23 protein-coding genes are annotated in these 20,396 nt (G+C 39.1%); 9 read left to right on the top strand and 14 right to left on the bottom strand.

The window, feature by feature from the left end:
* Positions 1–180 precede the first annotated feature (180 nt).
* The 3 genes from VB740_RS20710 to VB740_RS20700 all read left to right on the top strand — a co-directional run bounded on the left by VB740_RS20710 (position 181) and on the right by VB740_RS20700 (position 3,844).
* Positions 181–1,944: a Rieske (2Fe-2S) protein gene (locus VB740_RS20710; protein ID WP_323201798.1), complete on the top strand. Its 1,764-nt coding sequence runs from the start codon at positions 181–183 to the stop codon at positions 1,942–1,944.
* A gap of 343 nt (positions 1,945–2,287) precedes the next feature.
* Entirely contained in the window at positions 2,288–2,659 is a 372-nt protein-coding gene (locus VB740_RS20705) for a hypothetical protein (RefSeq protein ID WP_323201797.1), read from the top strand.
* 237 nt (positions 2,660–2,896) lie between these two features.
* On the top strand, positions 2,897–3,844 hold the full coding sequence (locus VB740_RS20700; RefSeq protein ID WP_323201796.1) for a tetratricopeptide repeat protein: 948 nt from the start codon (positions 2,897–2,899) through the stop codon (positions 3,842–3,844).
* A 119-nt stretch (positions 3,845–3,963) separates the two neighbouring features.
* On the opposite strand, the gene VB740_RS20695 is transcribed toward VB740_RS20700, so the two are convergent.
* From VB740_RS20695 to VB740_RS20685, 3 genes are all read right to left on the bottom strand, one after another.
* Positions 3,964–4,581: a DUF411 domain-containing protein gene (locus VB740_RS20695; RefSeq protein WP_323201795.1), complete on the bottom strand. Its 618-nt coding sequence runs from the start codon at positions 4,579–4,581 to the stop codon at positions 3,964–3,966.
* A 95-nt stretch (positions 4,582–4,676) separates the two neighbouring features.
* Positions 4,677–5,528 (bottom strand): metal ABC transporter permease, encoded by an 852-nt coding sequence (locus tag VB740_RS20690; RefSeq protein ID WP_323201794.1) that lies wholly within the window; start codon positions 5,526–5,528, stop codon positions 4,677–4,679.
* Positions 5,529–5,741: 213 nt separating this feature from the next.
* A complete protein-coding gene (locus tag VB740_RS20685; RefSeq protein WP_416290284.1) occupies positions 5,742–6,512 on the bottom strand; it encodes a metal ABC transporter ATP-binding protein in 771 nt (256 codons plus the stop codon).
* 206 nt (positions 6,513–6,718) lie between these two features.
* Here VB740_RS20685 and VB740_RS20680 point away from each other — a divergent pair, with 206 nt between their 5' ends.
* The 4 genes from VB740_RS20680 to VB740_RS20665 all read left to right on the top strand — a co-directional run bounded on the left by VB740_RS20680 (position 6,719) and on the right by VB740_RS20665 (position 9,734).
* Positions 6,719–7,672 carry a metal ABC transporter substrate-binding protein gene (locus VB740_RS20680; protein WP_323201799.1) on the top strand — a complete coding sequence of 318 codons (954 nt, stop codon included), beginning with the start codon at positions 6,719–6,721 and terminating at the stop codon, positions 7,670–7,672.
* 130 nt (positions 7,673–7,802) lie between these two features.
* Entirely contained in the window at positions 7,803–8,138 is a 336-nt protein-coding gene (locus tag VB740_RS20675; RefSeq protein ID WP_323201792.1) for a hypothetical protein, read from the top strand.
* A 143-nt stretch (positions 8,139–8,281) separates the two neighbouring features.
* The gene (locus VB740_RS20670; RefSeq protein WP_323201791.1) at positions 8,282–9,019 is read left to right on the top strand and encodes a hypothetical protein; all 738 of its coding nucleotides are present in this window, start codon (positions 8,282–8,284) and stop codon (positions 9,017–9,019) included.
* Positions 9,020–9,041: 22 nt separating this feature from the next.
* A complete protein-coding gene (locus VB740_RS20665) occupies positions 9,042–9,734 on the top strand; it encodes a prolyl oligopeptidase family serine peptidase (protein WP_323201790.1) in 693 nt (230 codons plus the stop codon).
* Between the two features lie 16 nt (positions 9,735–9,750).
* On the opposite strand, the gene VB740_RS20660 is transcribed toward VB740_RS20665, so the two are convergent.
* The gene (locus tag VB740_RS20660; protein WP_323201789.1) at positions 9,751–10,095 is read right to left on the bottom strand and encodes a DUF1016 N-terminal domain-containing protein; all 345 of its coding nucleotides are present in this window, start codon (positions 10,093–10,095) and stop codon (positions 9,751–9,753) included.
* 73 nt (positions 10,096–10,168) lie between these two features.
* Here VB740_RS20660 and VB740_RS20655 point away from each other — a divergent pair, with 73 nt between their 5' ends.
* Positions 10,169–11,599: a tyrosine-type recombinase/integrase gene (locus VB740_RS20655; protein ID WP_323201788.1), complete on the top strand. Its 1,431-nt coding sequence runs from the start codon at positions 10,169–10,171 to the stop codon at positions 11,597–11,599.
* 288 nt (positions 11,600–11,887) lie between these two features.
* Here VB740_RS20655 and VB740_RS20650 read toward each other — a convergent pair whose 3' ends face one another.
* Positions 11,888–12,154 carry a hypothetical protein gene (locus VB740_RS20650; RefSeq protein ID WP_323201787.1) on the bottom strand — a complete coding sequence of 89 codons (267 nt, stop codon included), beginning with the start codon at positions 12,152–12,154 and terminating at the stop codon, positions 11,888–11,890.
* Between the two features lie 198 nt (positions 12,155–12,352).
* Between VB740_RS20650 and VB740_RS20645 the strand changes: the two genes are divergently transcribed.
* The gene (locus VB740_RS20645) at positions 12,353–13,117 is read left to right on the top strand and encodes a hypothetical protein (protein WP_323201786.1); all 765 of its coding nucleotides are present in this window, start codon (positions 12,353–12,355) and stop codon (positions 13,115–13,117) included.
* A gap of 81 nt (positions 13,118–13,198) precedes the next feature.
* Here VB740_RS20645 and VB740_RS20640 read toward each other — a convergent pair whose 3' ends face one another.
* The 9 genes from VB740_RS20640 to VB740_RS20600 all read right to left on the bottom strand — a co-directional run bounded on the left by VB740_RS20640 (position 13,199) and on the right by VB740_RS20600 (position 20,396).
* Entirely contained in the window at positions 13,199–13,576 is a 378-nt protein-coding gene (locus VB740_RS20640; RefSeq protein ID WP_323201785.1) for a hypothetical protein, read from the bottom strand.
* A gap of 67 nt (positions 13,577–13,643) precedes the next feature.
* Positions 13,644–14,183, bottom strand: coding sequence for a hypothetical protein (locus VB740_RS20635; protein WP_323201784.1), 540 nt, complete (start codon positions 14,181–14,183; stop codon positions 13,644–13,646).
* Positions 14,180–14,848 carry a hypothetical protein gene (locus tag VB740_RS20630; protein ID WP_323201783.1) on the bottom strand — a complete coding sequence of 223 codons (669 nt, stop codon included), beginning with the start codon at positions 14,846–14,848 and terminating at the stop codon, positions 14,180–14,182. The genes VB740_RS20635 and VB740_RS20630 overlap by 4 nt, the downstream gene beginning before the upstream one ends.
* A gap of 97 nt (positions 14,849–14,945) precedes the next feature.
* Positions 14,946–16,139 (bottom strand): tail fiber protein, encoded by a 1,194-nt coding sequence (locus tag VB740_RS20625; RefSeq protein ID WP_323201782.1) that lies wholly within the window; start codon positions 16,137–16,139, stop codon positions 14,946–14,948.
* 38 nt (positions 16,140–16,177) lie between these two features.
* Positions 16,178–17,512, bottom strand: a complete 1,335-nt coding sequence (locus VB740_RS20620; RefSeq protein WP_323201781.1) for a hypothetical protein — start codon at positions 17,510–17,512, stop codon at positions 16,178–16,180.
* Positions 17,513–17,538: 26 nt separating this feature from the next.
* Entirely contained in the window at positions 17,539–18,096 is a 558-nt protein-coding gene (locus VB740_RS20615) for a phage tail protein (protein ID WP_323201780.1), read from the bottom strand.
* A complete protein-coding gene (locus VB740_RS20610) occupies positions 18,096–19,280 on the bottom strand; it encodes a baseplate J/gp47 family protein (protein WP_323201779.1) in 1,185 nt (394 codons plus the stop codon). The genes VB740_RS20615 and VB740_RS20610 overlap by 1 nt, the downstream gene beginning before the upstream one ends.
* Before the next feature lie 3 nt (positions 19,281–19,283).
* Positions 19,284–19,616 (bottom strand): hypothetical protein, encoded by a 333-nt coding sequence (locus VB740_RS20605; RefSeq protein WP_323201778.1) that lies wholly within the window; start codon positions 19,614–19,616, stop codon positions 19,284–19,286.
* A gap of 45 nt (positions 19,617–19,661) precedes the next feature.
* On the bottom strand, positions 19,662–20,396 hold the full coding sequence (locus VB740_RS20600; RefSeq protein WP_323201777.1) for a hypothetical protein: 735 nt from the start codon (positions 20,394–20,396) through the stop codon (positions 19,662–19,664).

Here is a 20,396-nt window from a genome sequence, read left to right as displayed (position 1 = left end):
AACCCTTTCCCAAAACCAAACTTTGGGTTCAAAATGCAAAACCCGAGTAGTATTGCTTGCTGACCTTTCTTGGCAAATACCCATAGTTAACAAAAATTAGACTTGCATCGCTGCTCAAACCGTTAAAAGTTCGCCAGAGTAAAAGTAGGAGTTTTTACATCCCTTTGGTTGAAAAGTGAAATGACTCAAAAACTTGCAGCGCCAACCCACAAAAACAAATACATCCGTGTTGCTAAATTTGCAGATGTTCAAGTAGCAGGTAGTTTGTTAGTTCGCAGCGAAAAACACACCATAGCTCTGTTTTACTCAGATAATAAAGTCTATGCAATAGATAACCGTTGTCCTCATATGGGCTTTCCGCTTCACGGTAGTACTTGCAAAGATGGCATTGTGACTTGCCCTTGGCACTATGCCCGCTTCGACCTCGCTAGCGGCGGAACATTTGACTCTTGGGCAGATGATGTTCCCTCCTTTGATGTAGAAATCCGTGATGGGGAAGTTTGGGTAAATCTAGCTCCTCTAGTTGACCTTCATGCTCACCACTGCCAACGTCTTCAGGATGGTTTAGAACAGAGTATTTCCTTAGTTATTGCCAAATCAGCGATCGCACTACTAGACATGGGGGCAGATATTACCGAACCATTTCAGGTGGGACTGGAATTTGGTACGCGTTACAACAAAGCAGGCTGGAGTACAGGCTTAACCATCCATACTTGCATGATGAATTTACTGCCTTATCTGGATGCAGAAGACAAACCCCGCGCCCTTTTCCAAGGACTTTCAGCAGTAGCTAGTGATAGCGCTGGAGCACCGCCTCACTTTGTAGTTCATCCGTTGCCCAATTCTACCGTTGACTTGAATACCCTCAAAAGCTGGTTTTGCCAGTTTATTGAGGTGCGGGATAGTGAAGCAGCAGAGAGATGTCTGATATCTGCAATTCAGGCGGGAGCTAATTCTGAGCAAATTGCAGACATGCTGTTTACAGCTGCCACAGACCACCGTTACATCGATAGTGGTCATGCACTCGACTTCATTAACAAAGCGCTGGAAGCCCTAGATGCCGTTGGTTGGCAAGGGGCAGATTCAGTTTTGGCGAGTCTAGTTTCTGGTTTAGCAACTGCTTCCCGCATGGAAGAATCCAATTCCTGGCGTTATCCGGTGGATTTGGTCGCAATTCTGGAGTCTGTCTTTGAGCAGTTACCTATAGCTTTGGCAACAGGACGACCTCGACATGGAACTTGGTCAGGTCAAGAGGAATTAGTGCCGATTTTGTTAGGGGAAAACCCAGAGAAAATTGTCAACTCTCTTCTGAGCGCTCTGGAAGCTGGTTGTACTGAAGAACAATTGGCAAGTGTAGTTACTTACACAGCAGCACTGCGGGTAGCTCGCTTCCACACTAACAACGATTTTGGGGACTGGAATTCGGCGCACCATCCGTTCACTTTTGCCAATGCAGTCCATCAAGGATTACGACGAGTGCCTTCGCTGGAACTATTACGAGGAGTGTTTGATGCTGCCATGAGTGTATATTTGAATCGTTTTTTGAATGTGCCACCAGCAAGACTTCCAGAACCAAAAGACTCTGCTCAAAATCCTGAAGAATTGCTCAACCAACTACCAGATTTATTAAATCGCCAACAGCAAGTAAATCAGACAGGTCAGTTAGTGGCTGATTATTTGTATAGTGGCGGCTCTGTTGAACGGTTGATGGCAATGTTGGGTAAGATGATGCTGCGGGAAAATCGGGAGTTTCATGTGATTCAGGAAATAGAAGCAGCTTTTAGACAATACTCGCTGTTAGGTCAAACTGCTGCTGGTATTCATGTACTAGTTGCTGCTGCTCGTTATCTAGCAGCACACGCGCCGACAATGCGATCGCAAGGACAAACCTATCAAATTGCTTATCGGTTGCATAAAGGCGATCGCCTGTTTGAAGAATCATAATTTAGCTAATCTTGGGAGACTTGATAATTGCTGCGATCGCTTGATGCCGGAATTTGTGCGATCGCGGCAATTTTTGCCTTGTTAGGGGAATTCAAGAGGCGAATAGAAAATTGCATAAATGTTCAACTCGCCTCAGTTAAGTAATTGAAAACTTCAACCAATCTGTTCTGTGTCTCTACTTAAAGGAATCTCTATTGTTCCTTGTAACCCTCAATTAGCTCACCCTTTTGGGTGAGTCATATATCAACCAATCAGGTGACCTGACTGAAGGAAGCTGAGATTAATAATAAAGAGGAATCTATTACTAAAGAACATTAATCGCATTTTACCTAAGAAAAACGTTATGAAACTTGTTACCTTAATAAATTCTGCACTTATTTTTGCTTCTATTACTCTTGTACCTGGAATCGCTAGCGCTCAACCAGTGGCTAACAACAGTAGTGAAATAGCTTCCAGTAATTCTACTTCTGTTAATTATCTCCAGCCTTTCAATCTAGTTACTTTTGCTTATCAGGGAGGTTTAAAGCAGCACGGTATTCCGAGCGGAGGAGAGCTAGTATTTAAAACCCTGAACAGAAATATTATTGCAAAAGATTTGGTTAAGGCTGCTGTTAATGCAGATAAATTACCATCACAAGTTTTAAGCGACCAAAATTATCTCAGTGCTGTTAATTTACAACTCAACGCATTGCCTGATTATGCTGCTGCTGATTGATTTGGTTTTGTTTATAACTTTATAGAAAGCGAAATTTTTAATTATAGTATATTCGTGCGCTTGTTACCAAGATAAATCAAAGCCTTTTATACACAGAAATTGCTGTGTATAAAAGAAAGTTAGATATTGAAAAACAATTTCTAGATTTTGAGATAAGTGGCATTTTTAGTGGGCTAAAGCCACAGAAAATTGTATAATCGACAGCCTATCGACCACAAATTTCGTTTTCTATAGAGAATGACAGAAGTAATTAGATCCGGGAGCTTAAATAACATCGAGTCCATTGAGTTTGAAAAGCGGTGCTTGCACAAAGCCAGAGAAATAGGCGATCGCAATCGGGAAGTCGTTTGTTTAGGAAGTTTGGGTAATGCTTACCACTCACTAGGCGAGTATCACCTGGCAATTGAGTTTTATCAGCAGTGGTTGGATATAGCTAAAGAAATAGGCGATCAGGCAGGCGTTGCCAAATCTTTATCTGGGTTGGGTAACGCCTACCAATCATTGGGGAAATACCAGCGAGCGATTGAATTTTATCAGCAGTGGTTAAGTATCACTAGGAAAATATGCGATCGCACCGGGGAAGGCATTTGCTTGGGAAGTTTGGGCAATACTTACGAATATCTGGGCAAGTATGAGCAAGCGATTGAGTGTTATCAGCAATGGTTGAGTATCACCAACAAAATAGGCGATTGGACTGGGGAATGCATTTGTCTGGGAAGTTTGGGCAATACTTATGAATCGTTGGGCCATTACCAGATGGCAATTGAGTTGTACCAGCAATGGTTAGAACTGGCAAGATTAATCCGCGATTGCAACGGGGAAGGCATGGCCTTAAGTGCGTTGGGCAATGCTTATAATGGTCTGGGGCAGTACCAAAGGGCGGTTGAGTTTCATCAGTATTCATTAGAGATCAGAAGAAGTCTTGATGACCAAAATGCAGAAGCAAACGCCTGGTTTAATTTGGCTCTGGTGTTAGAAAGAATCAATCGAGAATCAGAAGCGATGGATGCATTTTGCCATGCCCGCGAAATCTATCACGCAATGGGACTCGATGCAAGCCTGCAAGATTGTAATCATGCGATTGAGCTTCTTTCTCAAAATATTGCAAGTGCAGCATCTCGCTTCTGGTTTAGGAGATGGTTAAATCATTTGTCGCAGTTGCTCAAAGCTGGTTCTAACCACTAAGATTTCTCACTACTGATTCAGTTAATGTGAGGATGTTTTAAAAGGCTTTGGCGGTTAGAAATCGCCAAGACACATGAAAATAAACTTTTAAAACATCCTTTGAACACAACGAGATTACATCAAGAGGATGGATATTTATTGAATACCGCAACTGAGTTCTTGTGATCAAAAGAAAACACAGAAAACGGGTCTTTTCGATTCCCCATCTCCATCCCAGGAGTGCCTACGGGCATTTGAGGAACAGATAAACCAGTAATATTCGGCTTTTCTTGAAGCAGACGTTTGATGTCGTCTGCTGGGACATGTCCTTCAATGACATATCCATTAACAATTGCTGTGTGGCAAGATGACAAGTTATCTGGCACGTTGTACTTTTGTTTGACTGTTTCGATGTCAGGCGTGGAAAAGTCTGTGATTTGAAAACCTTGTGTCTTTAAGTGGTCAATCCACCCGCCACAACAATTACAATCGGGACTATGATATACAGTGGCATTGAGCGCCGTTGATTTTAATGCTGTCTGTTGATCTTGCATATCCTTGGTGGTACTTAGCAGTTGAGCATTAGCTGCAATAGAACCAGGAAAAACAGCTTGAGCATTACTCGTAGGAGCAGTGCTTCCCAAAATGCCCAACACTCCTACTGTTAGACAAATGATTACCACTACACGTACAGCAGCATGTACCAAGATGGAAGGGAAGCATTTTTGGCAGTAATAAATAAATTGTTTGTGCGACATTTGAGACTTCCTAAGTAATACATTGCTTGAAGAAGGCAGAAGGCAGGATAGCGCAGCGTTAGCGAGTCCGCGAGCGTCGGCAGAAGGTTCTTTGATTATGGCGTAAGCTTTCTGCTACTCAAGGTAAAAATCCCGTATCTAGGACTGAATAACAATGCCGAAATAAACAATCCTGATACTACTAAAACGATCGCAGGGCCAGAGGGCAAGTTATAAAAGTAGCTGAGGTACATACCGCTAATACTAGAAACTATGCCAATTCCCGCACCCAAAATCATTACATAGTTAAGACGTTTGACTAATAAATAAGCGGTGGCTCCCGGTGTAATCAAAAGTGATAAAACTAAAATGACACCGACAGCTTTCATGCTGGCGACTATTGTTAAAGCTATTAGCACCATAAGTCCAAAGTTCAGCCGATTGACGGGCAAACCTGCGGCTTGAGCGCCTAAAGGATCAAAGGTGTAAAATAAAAGTTCTTTATATAATAAAACAACAACTATTAAAACAATAGTGGCAATAATAGCAGTATCCCGCACTTCATCAATGGTAACACCAAGAATGTTACCGAAAAGGAAGTGGTTTAGATCGATTTTGTTATCTTTTTGAATAACAGTAATTAAGGTGATACCAAGGGCAAAAAATGCCGAAAAAACTATGCCCATTGCCGCATCTTCTTTGATAGGCGATCGCACTCTAATCCAGGCGATCGCCATTGTACTGATCACTCCGGCAATAAATGCCCCAACATATATATTTGCTCCTACCATAAAAGCGATCGCTAGTCCGGGCAAAACTGAGTGACTGATAGCGTCACCCAGCAATGCTAGTCGTTGCACCATCAAGTAGCTACCTACAACTGCACACAACATACCAACTAAAATCGCAATCACGAGCGATCGCTGCATAAAGCCGTATTGCAACGGTTCAATTAATACTTGTAACATATTTTGTCATTTGTCATTTGTCATTTGTCATTCGCTACCAATGATATTTTATTGGAAAAAGTTAGGTTTAAAACCTCGCCCCTGGTGGGCGAAAAAATCCTTGTTTCCCAAGGCAGGTAAAAACCCCACCCTTAGTGTCGGGCTGAATTAATTGCGTTAGCGGAGCGGGGCGTAGCCCATTGCGAATTGCGAATTGCGAATTGCGAATTGGTTTTATGCAGCATCAGAAAAGTACATTACTTTACCACCATAAGCAAGTTGTAGATTCTCTTGTGTAAGTACTTGTTGCCGTGAACCTGTGGCGATTAATTCACGATTTAGTAATATTAAATCATCAAAGTGGGTGATTGATTCGCCTAAGTCGTGGTTAACTACTAGCACTATTTTATTATCGGCGGCGAGTTCATGAAAGACTTCAAAAACCACTGACTGAGTTTTTTGATCAATGCCTACTAGAGGTTCATCAAAGCAGAAGATTTCTGCTTGCTGTGTTAAAGCACGGGCTAAAAATACTCGTTGTTGTTGTCCTCCTGATAATTGTCCAATGGGGCGATCGCAATATTCGCTCATCCCAACTCTTTCTATGGCATTTTTTGCTACTTGGCGACTAACTGTCGAGAAGCTACGCAACCAACCCGTTTTCTTTACCCGTCCCATCATGACTACATCCCAGACTGTGGCAGGGTAAGTCCAGTCAATTTGGCTACGTTGTGGTACATAAGCAACTTTATCTAATTGTTGCATCAAGGGTTTGCCTTGGCATAGCACCGTACCACTACTTGCGGGAACCAAGCCTAACATTGCTTTCATCAGCGTACTTTTGCCAGCACCGTTGGGGCCAAAAATACCCGTCAGTTTTCCCGGTTTGATGATACAGTTAACGTCCCTTAAAGCTTCTTGTGTTCGGTAATGTACCCCTAGATGAGCAATGCTAATTGCTGCTGTAGAACTCATATCAAGAGCTTTGATAGTTTTTGCAGGCATTTCCTCTATTTTTGTCTGGGATACGCGATATTTTGCCGGAAAAGAGAGGTTTATCATAATCGGGTTTAAATATTTATTTCTTGAGCTTACTATAAAAATGAGAGAAATATGAAAAAATCTATAATTAGATGTAATATCCAAGATAAATGAAACTAATACTAGAGATAGACGGCAGTAATCCTTACGGCAAAGCAATAATCAGCAGGATGAAGGGAAAAATGATTTTCCGGCTTTTGGGGATACTTTTGCCTTTGGCTTTATTCAGTTGTACCCAGAAAGACTCTAACTCCAACACTATCAACGGAGATAAGCCGCGAGTGGTTGCAACTAGTACGATCATTGCTGATTTGGCACAAGAGGTTGCAGGAAACGAAATTCAACTAAGTGCAATCCTAAAACCGGGTACTGATCCCCATGTTTACGAACCAGTACCAGCAGACAGCAGAGTTTTAGAAGAAGCTGACTTGATTTTGTATAACGGCTACAACCTAGAACCGGGGCTGATTAAATTAATGAATGCTTCTGGTGGTAAGGCGCAAAAATTAGCTGTAGGGGAAGCTGTCAAATCTTTGCAGCTTGATAAAGGCAAAGGAGAAGTTGTGCCAGATCCACACGTTTGGGGTAGTGCAGAAAATGCGATCGCAATGACGAATGCGATTCGGGATGGTTTGATTGAGTTATCACCTGAAGACAGAGAAAAATTTACTCAAAGGGCATCGCAACTAAATAATGAATTAAAACAATTGCATAGTTGGATTAATCAACAGATTCAAACTATCCCTGAACCTCGGCGTCAACTAGTGACAACCCATGATGCATTCCAATATTATGGACGTGCTTATGGAATTGCGATCGCAGGTACTTTAATTGGCATTAGTACCGAAGAACAACCAAGCGCTCAAACAGTCCAAAGATTGGTAGAGTCAATTAAAAAAATAGGTGTTTCTGCAATTTTTGCTGAGACTACAATTAACCCAGCTTTAATTAAAACTGTTGCTCAAGAAGCAGGGGTAAAATTAGCATCAAATCAACTATATTCTGATTCAATTGGTGCTAAGGGAAGCCAAGGAGATTCTTACATCAAAATGATGGAAGCGAATACGCGTACAATTGTCGAAGCATTGGGGGGCAAATATACCCCATTTCAACTAAAGAAGTAAATTGATCAGAGTAAATATCTAACCTAAGACGTGTTCTTACTAAAGTCTCTCCAGAGAAAGAACTCTTTGTATCCTCGATTTTCTAAAATGTTATTTAGTAAAGCTACATTTTTTAATACCTGAAAAAGCTATGACTGATAAAAATCAAGAAAATCGAATTAATCAACCAGTAAGTGAGGATACACATTTACGCCAAGAACCGAATGTCAATGAAAGAAACTTAACAGTGAATCCAGGAGATAAAATCGCTGATGAGTCGCAATCTGTTGAAGAAAAGGCTCAACAAGTAGCTGTTGATGATGTACCCGATATTACAGGTGATAAGATCACAGTCCCGACTTACTTCGTTGTAGATGAACCCGACGGCGAAAAGAAAGCACTCCACCACGTTAAAGATGCTGAAGAGATTTCTGACGTAATTCGGGAAGCACGAGTTGACGAAAATGGAAATCGAGTTTGGTGGTAGCCCTTCATTGAAGAAACACGGACGGGGACACAAGGACAGAGAGAGTTGTTTCTTTGCGTCCCCGTATCTGTCTTCTTTGATCGAGTTAGTCTATTAATTAATGACGCAATCAAAATCTGGAAATTCTCCCAGGATGGACTGTAATGGCAAATGTCACAACTACCAAAGAGTTGGCATATTGGAGTACGCCAGAAATTAAAAATCAAATTTTAGAGCTTGTTAAAGGTCGCCATGTAGAGCCGTTAAAGACCAAAGTAGAATTTTATAAAAAGGAATTAGCACCATATTTTGCAGAGTTGAGCCGACGTAACCCTTTTAACAAAGTTGCAGAACAAGTGCCCATTATCAGGGGAGTATGGATGCCAATATGGTCTACTATACCTTTTCAAGATATTTTACCTGGTAGGATACACGAGCAGTCTTACCAAATTTTTCATAATGATGGTTACTATGCAAATATTGCCCGTTATGCGCCAGGACATCAGTCTGGCTTTTGGCAAAAATTTGCATCAAGGCTACCAGCTTGCGACTTAATGGTGTTGCAAAAGTATTCCATTCGAGATGAGCAGTGGGATATTAGAAATGTTGGAATATTCCAGGCATTGAAGAATAGAGAAATTCCATTGACAATTGATGATGCAGACGAATGGTTTACAACAACAGTCGAATCTAAATTTAAGGAAGCAGCCGCAAACATAGACTTACGGCAAGAACTTAAATTAAAAGATATGGACAGAAATACTGTCAAGAAATTTGAAAAAGCCTACCTAGCTACTTCTTTTCTAGAACATCTATATATAGATAATGACTTTCGGTTAGTTAAAACTCAACGAGAAGCAACACAGCGACCAAGTTATACTATTGCTGTTCGCAAACGTTGAACTAACAAAATTTTCTAGTGTTATGCCGTCACTACAACGACAAGTTACTTCTATCAGCGGCTACAACTACCTGCTATTTTTACCAGATGAGCTAAGTCTAGACGAAGGCGATGTCTACGACGGGCTACGCCTACGCACCCAAAGACAACACCCACTTTTGCCAACAATCCTGTTTTTACATGGTGCGAGTGAGAGAGGTTCTAACTTAGATGATGTGAAAAGGCACGGCATTGCCAAGATTGTAGAACAACACCCGGATTTTCCCTTTATTGTCATTTCACCCCAATGTCCGCGTGGTGAATATTGGAATGTAGAGCGATTGAGTGTCCTTCTAGATAAGGTTATTGCATCCTATCCTGTCGATCCAGATCGGCTTTACCTGACCGGCTTAAGCATGGGTGGTTATGGAACATGGCATCTAGCAGCAGCACAACCAGAACGATTTACAGCGATCGCGCCTATCTGTGGTGGTGGTAATCCACAAGCAGCAGGTAAATTTCAAAATCTTCCTGTGTGGGCATTTCACGGAGCCAAAGATAATGTAGTCCCCTTAAGTGAGTCTGAAATCATGGTTTCCGCGCTCAAAGCCCGCGATGGGAACGTGAAATTTACAGTTTACCCAGAAGCCGCTCACGACTCATGGACGCAGACATATAATAATCCAGATTTGTATGAGTGGTTTTTACAGCATCAGCGACAAAAGGCTGTGCGTTAAAACTTTTGAACGATATTTACAATTTGTCTTTAACAATAGTATCCAAAATCCGAACACTATGGCCCCAAGGAATTAGTGCAACAGCCTGTTGCACTAACTGCTGCTCTGGATAAGCTTCGGCAAATGCCCGCATATACTTGAGGTTGCAAACCAAAAAGCCCTTCATCTCTGGAAAAGCTTTCTGCAAGACGATTGATAACTTTTGCGCCCCAACCTTGTTGCTGTTGGCGATTCGGAATATCTTGCCTAATTTGGCAAAACAGGCTAACAGTCTTGGAATTAGATCAAAATGGATATGTAGCCTGTTGTTTGTCCAACCTTGAATCAACCTAACTTCGTGCGAAATCTGCAAGAAACCCATTTAACCTCTATAATGCCTATATTGCGTTCACTTCAGAACTAATCTTAGCTCTTTTGAGCATCTTTTGAGCATTATGGTAAATAACCTTAAAACAGTTAAAGGTAGGGCAAAGAAGGGGCAAGTAACAGTTAGGGTTGATTCAGGGATAGTAAAAGCTTGCTTCCCTAGAAACTACTGCAACAAAAACCAAATCAAGCTAGCCACTGGCATTCCCCTAGAAAATGGGTGGGAATCTACAGCTAATAAACTACAACGTAAATTACAAATAGAGCTTGAGGAAGGTGAGTTTGATGATGGTCAAGGCAACTTCAACTTAGGACACTACCAGGAGATTCTAAAGAAATATGGGTTAAGGTCAAATCTGAAGTTGGCAAATAGCACTGTAACCTCAGATGACCAATTACCTCCTAAACCTGAGTTATCTCTAATGGAAATTTGGGATAGGTATTGTGAGGTTATAAAACCAGGATTAAAGGAAACAACTTATTCCAAAGCTTTTAGAGAAACTTTCACCAATTTTCTTAAGTCAGCCTTAGAAGCTACAAAATCTGAGGATGCAGTAAAAATTAGAAACTGGTTAGTAGAAAATAGAAACTTACCTGGTGTTAAAAAGTTAATCAGCCATCTATCAAAAGCTTATAGACTTGCCATAAAAAGTAAGCTAATAAATTATGACCCCTTTGATGGTATGTCAGATGAAATCAAACATCTGGGGGCTAAAGGTAAAACCCAAAATGAAGTTGAAACAGAAAGTGATGAGGATATCTTAGATAGGTCAAAAGCCTATAGATGGGATGAGGTACTAATTATCCTTGAGAGTGTTAAGCACACAATGCACTGGCATAACTTCATTAAGTTTAAGTTTCTTACTGGGGTACGCACAGGAGAAGCTATTGCTTTTATGTGGGGAGATGTAAGGTGGGACAATGAAGAAATTTTAATTAGGCGCACTTACGACAGAAGAACCAAAGGTTTTTATCCTACAAAAACAGCAAAGGGAAATCAGAGTGTAATTAGACGTTTTCCTTTACCTAAAGATGGGGAACTGTGGAAACTTTTAAAATCCATACCTCAAGGTGAACCTAATGAAATAGTATTTAAAACAAAGACAGGTAAGATAATAATAGATGCAAATTTTCAGGCAGTCTGGAGTGGGGCGAATGGTAATAAAGGGATTATCCCACTACTACTAAAGCAAGGCAAGCTTACCAAATACCTCAAACCTTACAACACTAGGCATACTTTTATCACCCACCAAATATTTGATTTAGGGCGGGATGAGAAAATAGTTAATGCTTGGTGTGGGCATGGTGATAGGGTAAGCCAGAAACATTACCAAGACATAAATGATAGGGCTATGCAAATTAACCCTGAGTTACCAGCCAATATTCAGCAAATACAGCAATCAGAGATAGACATACTGAAGGAGCAATTGAGGCAGCAGCAAGAAGTAATCAACAAGCTCCTTCAGGATAGGGGTAGCCAGGTAAATATTGACACTTAAATATTTGCTGAGTATGGTTGGTAGATATCCCTTGGTCTACTTCCTTATTCTGGCTCTGCAGAGTATTGTGTGCGGGAAGTAATGTCAAGTAAATTAGCTTAGATTTTTTACTCTGCCTCCTGGTTAGGATTAGTGCGGGAATCTAGGTAAATTTAAGCTGTCAATGTGGCAGAAAATTTAACTTGCAAAAATTGAACTATTCTTAATATTTAAGAATGCTTAAGTTATGAGCTATTGAATTTCTTTATAGGTAATTTATATTTATTTACAAATTACCTATTTAAGTTATTATAATAACTTAAATTTATATGCAAAAAAGATTGCTGGCCCTACTATGACTGATGCCACCAAAATACCCCCAAATATATCTCCTGCTGAGAGAGGTGCTTGTGATTGAGAAGAGTTATATTGAGATTGAGCATCTAAACTTTGCTGCTGCCTAATCCTATCTCGCCTCATCCCGTCTTCTAATGAGGGCAAGGAGCCTTGGGCTATTGCGGGAGGTATTACTGAGCAGAATACTATTAAAGCTAAGATTAATTGATTGAATTTCATTTTAAATTACCATTGGGTTATCCTTAGCTTATAATTCCCTAATTTATAAAAAACCTATCATGTAATAATGGGAAGTTTAGATCACCATAGGTAAAGTTCAAATGTATAAATTACCTAATTAATGCCTTCATTTAATCCCAATTAATAATTTAATTTGCTATGATTATAGTATAAATAAACTTATTAATTATAATTTTTATGTCTAATCTAATTAAGGAAACCCAAGATAATATTGAGTTCTATACTGATAAATCCACAGGTGAAAGTGGTATGAGTGTTAGTGGATTAGCTAGGGTGTGTGGTGTTAATAAAAGTAGTATATCTAGACTAATTGAATCACTGTTGCATTCAGCCCCTTCAGAATGCTTACAAGCCTTTGTAGGTAAGGATTTAACCCTGTTGCACAGCTCATCTCAAAACAACCCCAAGGTTATTAAAGATTTAGTTTGTGCTGCTGTAATAGCCCACTATGCTATGCAAGGGAATTCAGAAGCTATCAAATACTTGGTTGCTACCTCAGCTATAGGAATTAGGGTTTACATTCAAGGAATCACCGGATATACATCTGCTGATAAGAAGCATCAACAATTGAGAGCTTCAACTATAATCACTAGGAGGTCTCTAACAGAGGCTATTTCTGATTACATAACCAGACATAACCTGAGCAAGACTTCTAAGGGTCAATGGCTCTACAAGAACGCCACAGATAAACTTTATAAACTACTATTCAACCACAATGCTAAAAAGCTGAAAGCAATCTTGGGCGCAGCTAATCCCAGAGATTTCCTATCTCTCACTGATCTAAGGGATTTAGAGTGCTGTGAGAATCTAGCGACAAGGCTCATAGATGGTAGAGATTGTGAACCCATGAAAGCTGTAGAAGCAGCCTTCAATCTTCAACTACTACAGGCTAGGGAAATAGAAACTAATTATCTCTCTACTACCTCGCTAAAAGCTGCCTAAAGAAAATTAAATAATTTAAACAGGGAAGGTTATTCACAAACCTTCTCTTTTTTATTCCCCACCCTAACCAATAAATTCAACTTATTGTTTATCAACTTTGTATAAGATTTCTCTAGTGATTTCTCTAACTTCTCGAACTTCCTCAATAATTTTGGTGTGATCGTTTACATAGGTATTATGATAAGTTTTGGAGTCCATAGACATACTTTGCACAGAATTTGCAAGTGATCTGAAAGATTCAGCATCCCCTTCTAGTTTTTTAATCCATGTAAGTATAAGGTTATTTACTCCCATCCATCTGGCTAGTAAAACTAAGCCTAGTATAGTCAGCAGCATCCCTAAGCCCACGCCAGCGCTCTGGGTTAGTATTTGGTCAACTATTTTAGATTGGGTATCAGGGGATACATTAATATAATTAACTTGTTTAGGGATTTGAACTTTATCAGTTTGTTCAGGCATATTATTGATATTTGCTATATTTATATAAAAAAAAGAAGCCCCCAATTAAGGAGGCTGAGTAGATTATTTAAATTAAAATCATTTGACCTATAACATCAAAGGTTACTGGTAAGCTAGCGTCATTAGCTAAAGTTATCCAACCTTGTACATTTATTGGGCTTGGTTTAAATTCTACTGGTGTTTGAGATAAAGTTAAATTCCAGTAATTAGCTAGTAAATTTACGTCCATCAGATTGCCAGATAACGCTATTGAAAAAGCTAGCTCAACTCTAACCTTAGCAATAGGATTAGTACAATTAGCAATCATTGTATTGTAAGGAACATCTAACAGTAACCCTCTTATACATGCACCCCAGTCTGGAATAGATTTTGGTTGGGTAGGAGCTAAATCAGGACGATCAGCTAACTCAACAGCTAAGTCTATTTCATTATCAGTAATCCAATCATCCCAAGCTGATTGGATTGATTGTCGTGTGGGTTCGTAAGCAATTGATTCCCAGTCGATTGATTGAGTGGTGGGATTGTATGGTATTTGAGCAAAGTAACCATCAATTTTAATGTGAATTGCAGAAACTTTACCTTGTGAATTGTAAGAAAGTTTTATCATTTTATCAACCTAAACCAAAAAGTAGCATTACCTTGAATTGGTTCTGAAGGAGAGCCTGTCGCAGCATATCTAAAAACAAGTGAAGAAATATTTGTGTTGGACAAAACTTGATTTATATCAGCAGATAAAAGTAAATTTTGACCATTAAGTAGGGCTTGAGAAGTTAAAGTAGCTAATACTGTTTCTGAAAAAGCAGCATTATTTTTGCTTCTAAAAGTGTAAGTAGTGAAGTTACTGGCATCATTATCTCCCATGTTCCCGCTCGTTGCCACAATACTGACTTTTAATGCTAATATCTGTTCGCTATTGAGCGCGGGAAAAGGAGTAAAGTTAGAGCTAGCTACTTCAACAAAATGTGAATGAATTTGAATACTCAGCCAGTAAGTACCATTCCAAAACCAATCTTCTACAATGTCATTATTACTATCTCTTTCTCTCCAAGTTTGTCCACGAGTAGGGGAACTTGGTGTGGTCTGTTGGTCGTAAGTGAACCCTGAACCACTACCACCACCTTCACCACTAACAATTACATTTCCATCAGCATCCACTGGTACTACTGCTTGAGCGTATTGTCCATTAGGTAGAGGATACATACCTCCAATATTGGTGTCAGCAGCGATTATTAAATCAGCATACTCACCATTAGTTAAAGCAATTGTCGTCATTTTTTATATTATTTTTAATTGTTATTATTTAACCCAAGAAAGGCAGAGTTAGTATTTCTTGAGTTCACCTTACTGAACTAAAATGAACTCAATTCTTTTAAAATTTAATAATTTTATTAAGAGCTAGCCAAGGTTGCATATTTTCATGTGCCCCATTACCACCTTGGGCATTAATGCTAATACCTGAAGCAGCAGCATTCAAGCTAACATTAGTTTTATTACCACCAATTCCAATACCAGTACCCGCAGCATAGATACCAATATTTGAACCAGTAATACTAATTAACTGAGTACCATTTAAGTTTGTGGTTATGTAACCTTTAGAACCAACATCCTCACCAGTTACCGCAACATTTACTTTACTAAGGAAACCATCTGTTTGATCTCTTTGGTCACTGTTACCATCTGTGGTGTTGGCATAAATAGAGTGAGCATGTCCTGGGTCAGCTACACCATGAGTATGTCCTGGGTCAGCTATTACGTGAGAGTGGGCAGCTTCATTAACTGAGTGATTATGACCTGGGTCATTGATTCCATGAGTGTGAGAAGGTATTTGAGCTAGGTTTAAAGTAACAGTCTCTAACCCTCCATTTTGTCCAAGAGTTCTAGTAGTTAAACCTGTACCTGCACCTACTCCTAAGGTCACTCTACCCCTGGAATCTGGCACTTTGAATGTTGCCCCACTTCCACCATAGATGTACCCTATTGCCTCAAATAAGGCGGGATAAGTAGAAGTATTATAGGTAGCCCCATCACAGAATAACCAACCTGAAGGAGCTACTGTCCCACCAAAACCTGTTATTGCCCCAGGAGGAATTAATTGAGTAACAGGGATATCAGCAGGGGCGACTCTATCAATTACCTTATCTCTTAGGTCAATTACATTACCAGAAAGTGTGCCAGCAGCAGTGGTTACTTTAGCTAGTGGAAAACTGATATTAGGTAAACTGGATGCAGCTTGAACAGTACCATCACTTCCTACAAAAAGATATCTAGTGACATTATCAGGAAGGTTGATAGTACCAGGGCTAATACTAACTTCTGAACCGTCAGCTAGTAAGACTGCTCCACCTAAATAACTAAAAGTTAAACCTGATTGGTGACTAACTTTTAGGCGGTCATAGAAACTATAAAAGTTTGATTTAATTTGACCTGGGGTATCATCTAAATAGGTATCTAAAACCTTGGGGCCGTGACCAATAAAGTCAGCCCCATCAACTAAGGGATAAGCAATAGCATTAGCATCTTCAGCGCTAAAAATATCACCGTTTTGATATACACGTCTAACCATATATTTTAATTAATAATTATTTATAGTGATTGCAATAATTAAGCAAAAAATAATACTTCAATACTTAAATTAGTTATGGTATAAACATCTGTATTGGTAGCAGCATTTACATTTAGCCATAATGAAAAATTATAATTACCTGTGAAAGTATTAGGGTGTATAGCAGTAATAAAAGTAGTACTATTGTCTAAGTAAGACACATTATTTATTCCGCTAATACTCGATTCAATCTGAGTGCCAGCATTATTTCTTAAACTGGTTGTTAAGATTGCTAATGATTTACTAAAACCACTTGTACTCACCCTTGCTTTAACCACCGCAAATCTGTAGGTGTTACTTCCTAACGCACAGGTTATGGATAAAGTATTAACATCGACATTGTTACCTTGAATAGTGGCTGAAGCTAAATTAGTAGTAAAAGTAGCAACACTTGATTTGACAAAAGCTGTGCTGGCTGCTTGGGTTGTGTTAGTAGAAACTGGAGCTGTGGGTACTAATGGGGTACCTGTAAAAGTTGGGCTAACTAAAGGAGCTTTTAAAGCTAAAGCAGCGTTTGTAGTAGCAACATTATCTGCTAAACCTGCTGCTACAAAATTAGTATTAGCTGCTTTTGTGTAAGCATCACCTAAAGTTTGATTTGGTACAATTACATCACCTGAAAAGATAGGAGAAACTAAATTTTCCTTTAAAGCAACATTAGTTTTTACAGTTTCAACTTCATCATAAACAGCATCTTGAGAAGCAGATTTACCTGAAGCATTCCAAGCAACACCATAAGGGGTAGCATCAGCTAAAATTAGTGATCCATCAGGCTCTACAGGTATATTCATCCAACTAGTAGTAACAGTTGGAGCTACTCCTGTAATAGGGTTTAAATCTTGTGAGATGTAAGTTCTATTTAAATAGGAAACTAAATCTCTAAATTTATAAGTAGTAGAAGGATCATACGTGCCTCTAGGAAAAGGACCGCCAATTGATTGAGCAAGCGCTGGGGTAGTTGAGATAATTCTAGCAACTCGTAAAGAGCCAGTATCAATTACATCATTTACAAGTCCAGTGGGGGTTAGTGCCGCAAATTGAACTGGGCTAACATTAGGAACCAAAGCATCAAATTTAATTAATGCAGGTTCAATTATTTCACCCTCTGTATCAGTTTTAAAGAATTGAAAGTTATAAGTAATCCTTGAAGTTTCAGATTCTTGTAAATCTATATCAAGGTCCCCATCTACTATGTCAAAGGTATAAGATTGAGGGAGATAAATAGTGTCTGGGGTAGTGGTGTCATCAATTAAGTTTCCTGCTAATACTACAACAAGTTTACCTGTAAGAGGATTCCCCGCAGAGTCAAGCAGTGTTCCTACGATTTGGCTCATTTATTTAAATTTAATTAATAAAGTTTTTAAGAAAAATAGCTGTCATTAAATATAATTTCAGTGCTACACCAGCAGGGGCCATATAGGGTGTTAAGTCTTTGAGTTAATCTAAATTGACTACTATTCCTATAAATAGTAGGCAGGTAGATTATATATTCCCAAGCACTAGTTCCTAATGCATCTCCTGTGGTGGAGGTTCCTAAAATAAAGTCACCCCTAGAAGTTATTAAATGTTGGATGTCAAAGCAGTTTAGTACCAGACTTAATACTTCTTTAGTGCCTTTACCTGGCCATATATTAATGTAGGAGTTATATATTAATAATCTCTTGGCTGAAGTGGGCCAAGTTTTATCCCAATACACTTCTGTAAAGCCACAGAGAGGTGCAAGAACATCTAACCAAACTTCATCACACTCTAAGGGATTAAGCTGTCTAGGGAGGTCATCAATCTTTGATTTAGTGTCAACTAGTAGTGAGTCAAAGTAAGCTGTCAACCATAGAGCAATATCATTTTCTTTGTAGCATTCAGGTAATCTTTCCCAAATTGGTTTACCTGAATCCCAAGCAATTTTTGTTTGAGTCATTATACAAAACCAGAGAATTCAGGACTTTCTCCGCCACCCCGCAGAGCTTCATAAACAACACCATTTTCATCAACTAGCTGCATAAATAAACTATAAGCAGAAGGAATAGTATAGGCATTAGGTACAGGGATATTTGAGGGACTACCATTTAAAGTCAAGTATCCAGCTTCTTTAATTACCCCAGTAGTCCTTAAAGCAAAACCTACTTCATAAAGAAGTAAATCTTGATCTAATGGATAAATGTTAGGGTTAAGATAATCTTGAAAAGCTTCCCATAAAATGTCAAATGCTTCTTCAGGATTTACACCTGTAACTAATCTACCTGTTAGTTCTGCACTAATAGGAATTAACTCTATAGGTGAAGTATATAGTGATGTACCTAGTTGTAAATTATTAGATAGCTCAGATTTAACATAAGAAAGTTGAGCATCATTAGCTGGCTCACCACTTGCGTTTAGGAGGAATAAATGAACTGCTCCAAGTTCTCTTGTAACTTTGTCTCTACCAAGTAACCCTATTGCTTTAGCAAGTGAGCCATTACCTAATAGAGCTTCAGCAGCCTGTTCATAATCATCAGCAGAAACTAAGTTTCTAAGTCTAATTTGATTAAGTGCCCTGGTAATAGTATCAGCAACTTCTTCTAAATCTGTACCACCACTAGCAGATTGGGTATTAGTTACACCTGCCAAAAAGGCTAAAGGTTGAGTAATATTTGTAATAGAATAAGCAGGAGTATTATAAACACTACCAACCTCTTCAGCAGTAGCAGTAACTGAACCTGAAGTTAATCCGGCAGGAATTTGTAATATATTATCAGTTAGAAAACTATAAGTACCTGAGTCATCTACTACTTCAAATCCTTGGGGGATATTGAAAGGAACTGATTGAGGAGCAGCTATAGTAAATGTTAATGTCACCTTTGCTTTAGTGCCAAGGTTTCTCTCAACACCTGTCACTTTTAAGAAGTCTATAACAAGCGCTAAGGGTAGTTTATTAACATAGTAGAGTAATTCAGCAGCAGCAAAACATTGACCTTGTAGAAGGGCAGCTACGGGGGAGTTTTCACTGAAGTCATTTAGTTGACTACCTGATTCATTGAATACTCTAACTCTGGCTTGTTCTAGTATTGTTTCTTCTGATCTCTCGTCAATTATCACACTGTCTAACGGAATTGTATCTGCCATAATTTATAAAATAAATCTTAATTGTGCTGGGTCTGAATCATCATATGTCCAGTAAACATTGATTTCAGATTCACCTAAATCATTAATGTTTCCTTCTACTTCAAAAGTAACTTCAGGGATGTAAGTTTCTAAACCTGACTTAATACTTGAGGCAATAAATGAGATATCTTGTATACTTTCAAATAGGTAGTCTTTGAGTCCATACTCAGGTCTCATAACTCTCTCAAAGTTTTCAGTTTTTAACCATGAGAGAATGTGACCTCTATATAGTTCTGCATCAGTAGCCACAGCAAGATTACCCTTGCTCAGTGAGAGAGGGAAGGTTATGCCTTTCATTATTTATTTACGTCCAATAATATTAATTAAATTGAGGGTAGTTAACTACCAGCCGCGTGTCACCAAGGGTTCCCCATCCGAGTCTATGGCACCTACAACTGCCACGGATTTACTATTTATAGACATAGTGCCTACATTTACAAATGAAATTCCAAGGCCAGCGCAGTCCACTGTAAGTACACTCCCTCCCATCTCACTTGTTCCATTGCTATATAACTTAAAGAACCAATTACCTGCTGAAAGTAAGATATACTGAGCAGCACTTAAAGTAATAGCCTGTAAAGCTTGAGCAATGAAGTTTCTTTTGACTTCAACTTTACAATCTAAATCAGCTTTGGTAGTGACACTCTTCTCTGAGGTAACAGATACTTCACCTTTTACAGTTAGGTCATCATTACCATTAACTAAAACAGATTTATTGCCAGGGATTTCAGATGAATAATCTTTGACAATATCATCTTTATCTCTAGGAGGATTTGTTAAGTTACCAACTGATAGATAGTAACCATTAGTTTCAAGTCCATCTGCCCAGAGAACTAACACAGTTTGCCCAATCAGAGGTAAGGGTTCATCAACAAAAGGTGTAGTAGATAATCTTCTTAACCAATCAGATTCAAGTTGAGGTGAGGAAGCTAGAGCTACTTTTACCCTACGTTTTTTATCAGGGTCTTCATTTTTTACTACAACCCCAAGTGTTCCATAAGGTGAGCGCCCTTGGGAATCTAACGCTATCTGGTTGGCTCGTTGACTATTATGTAATAATTCAATTAAATTAACCAT

Source organism: Nostoc sp. UHCC 0251, from assembly GCF_034932245.1.
Lineage (GTDB): Bacteria > Cyanobacteriota > Cyanobacteriia > Cyanobacteriales > Nostocaceae > Nostoc.
Note: the sequence above shows the minus strand (reverse complement) of the source record. Positions and strands in the feature narration are given on the sequence as shown.

Bases quoted from the DNA above. Each gene is read 5' to 3' on its own strand.
- VB740_RS20605 (WP_323201778.1), bottom strand. From the start codon at position 19,616: ATGAAAGGCATAACCTTCCCTCTCTCACTGAGCAAGGGTAATCTTGCT.
- VB740_RS20660 (WP_323201789.1), bottom strand. From the start codon at position 10,095: ATGGGTTTCTTGCAGATTTCGCACGAAGTTAGGTTGATTCAAGGTTGG.
- VB740_RS20625 (WP_323201782.1), bottom strand. From the start codon at position 16,139: ATGGTTAGACGTGTATATCAAAACGGTGATATTTTTAGCGCTGAAGAT.
- VB740_RS20615 (WP_323201780.1), bottom strand. From the start codon at position 18,096: ATGACTCAAACAAAAATTGCTTGGGATTCAGGTAAACCAATTTGGGAA.
- VB740_RS20690 (WP_323201794.1), bottom strand. From the start codon at position 5,528: ATGTTACAAGTATTAATTGAACCGTTGCAATACGGCTTTATGCAGCGA.
- VB740_RS20675 (WP_323201792.1), top strand. From the start codon at position 7,803: ATGACTGATAAAAATCAAGAAAATCGAATTAATCAACCAGTAAGTGAG.
- VB740_RS20685 (WP_416290284.1), bottom strand. From the start codon at position 6,512: ATGCCTGCAAAAACTATCAAAGCTCTTGATATGAGTTCTACAGCAGCA.
- VB740_RS20640 (WP_323201785.1), bottom strand. From the start codon at position 13,576: ATGCCTGAACAAACTGATAAAGTTCAAATCCCTAAACAAGTTAATTAT.
- VB740_RS20650 (WP_323201787.1), bottom strand. From the start codon at position 12,154: ATGAAATTCAATCAATTAATCTTAGCTTTAATAGTATTCTGCTCAGTA.
- VB740_RS20695 (WP_323201795.1), bottom strand. From the start codon at position 4,581: ATGTCGCACAAACAATTTATTTATTACTGCCAAAAATGCTTCCCTTCC.
- VB740_RS20645 (WP_323201786.1), top strand. From the start codon at position 12,353: ATGTCTAATCTAATTAAGGAAACCCAAGATAATATTGAGTTCTATACT.
- VB740_RS20700 (WP_323201796.1), top strand. From the start codon at position 2,897: ATGACAGAAGTAATTAGATCCGGGAGCTTAAATAACATCGAGTCCATT.
- VB740_RS20620 (WP_323201781.1), bottom strand. From the start codon at position 17,512: ATGAGCCAAATCGTAGGAACACTGCTTGACTCTGCGGGGAATCCTCTT.
- VB740_RS20670 (WP_323201791.1), top strand. From the start codon at position 8,282: ATGGCAAATGTCACAACTACCAAAGAGTTGGCATATTGGAGTACGCCA.
- VB740_RS20635 (WP_323201784.1), bottom strand. From the start codon at position 14,183: ATGATAAAACTTTCTTACAATTCACAAGGTAAAGTTTCTGCAATTCAC.
- VB740_RS20600 (WP_323201777.1), bottom strand. From the start codon at position 20,396: ATGGTTAATTTAATTGAATTATTACATAATAGTCAACGAGCCAACCAG.
- VB740_RS20655 (WP_323201788.1), top strand. From the start codon at position 10,169: ATGGTAAATAACCTTAAAACAGTTAAAGGTAGGGCAAAGAAGGGGCAA.
- VB740_RS20665 (WP_323201790.1), top strand. From the start codon at position 9,042: ATGCCGTCACTACAACGACAAGTTACTTCTATCAGCGGCTACAACTAC.
- VB740_RS20710 (WP_323201798.1), top strand. From the start codon at position 181: ATGACTCAAAAACTTGCAGCGCCAACCCACAAAAACAAATACATCCGT.
- VB740_RS20705 (WP_323201797.1), top strand. From the start codon at position 2,288: ATGAAACTTGTTACCTTAATAAATTCTGCACTTATTTTTGCTTCTATT.
- VB740_RS20630 (WP_323201783.1), bottom strand. From the start codon at position 14,848: ATGACGACAATTGCTTTAACTAATGGTGAGTATGCTGATTTAATAATC.
- VB740_RS20610 (WP_323201779.1), bottom strand. From the start codon at position 19,280: ATGGCAGATACAATTCCGTTAGACAGTGTGATAATTGACGAGAGATCA.
- VB740_RS20680 (WP_323201799.1), top strand. From the start codon at position 6,719: ATGAAGGGAAAAATGATTTTCCGGCTTTTGGGGATACTTTTGCCTTTG.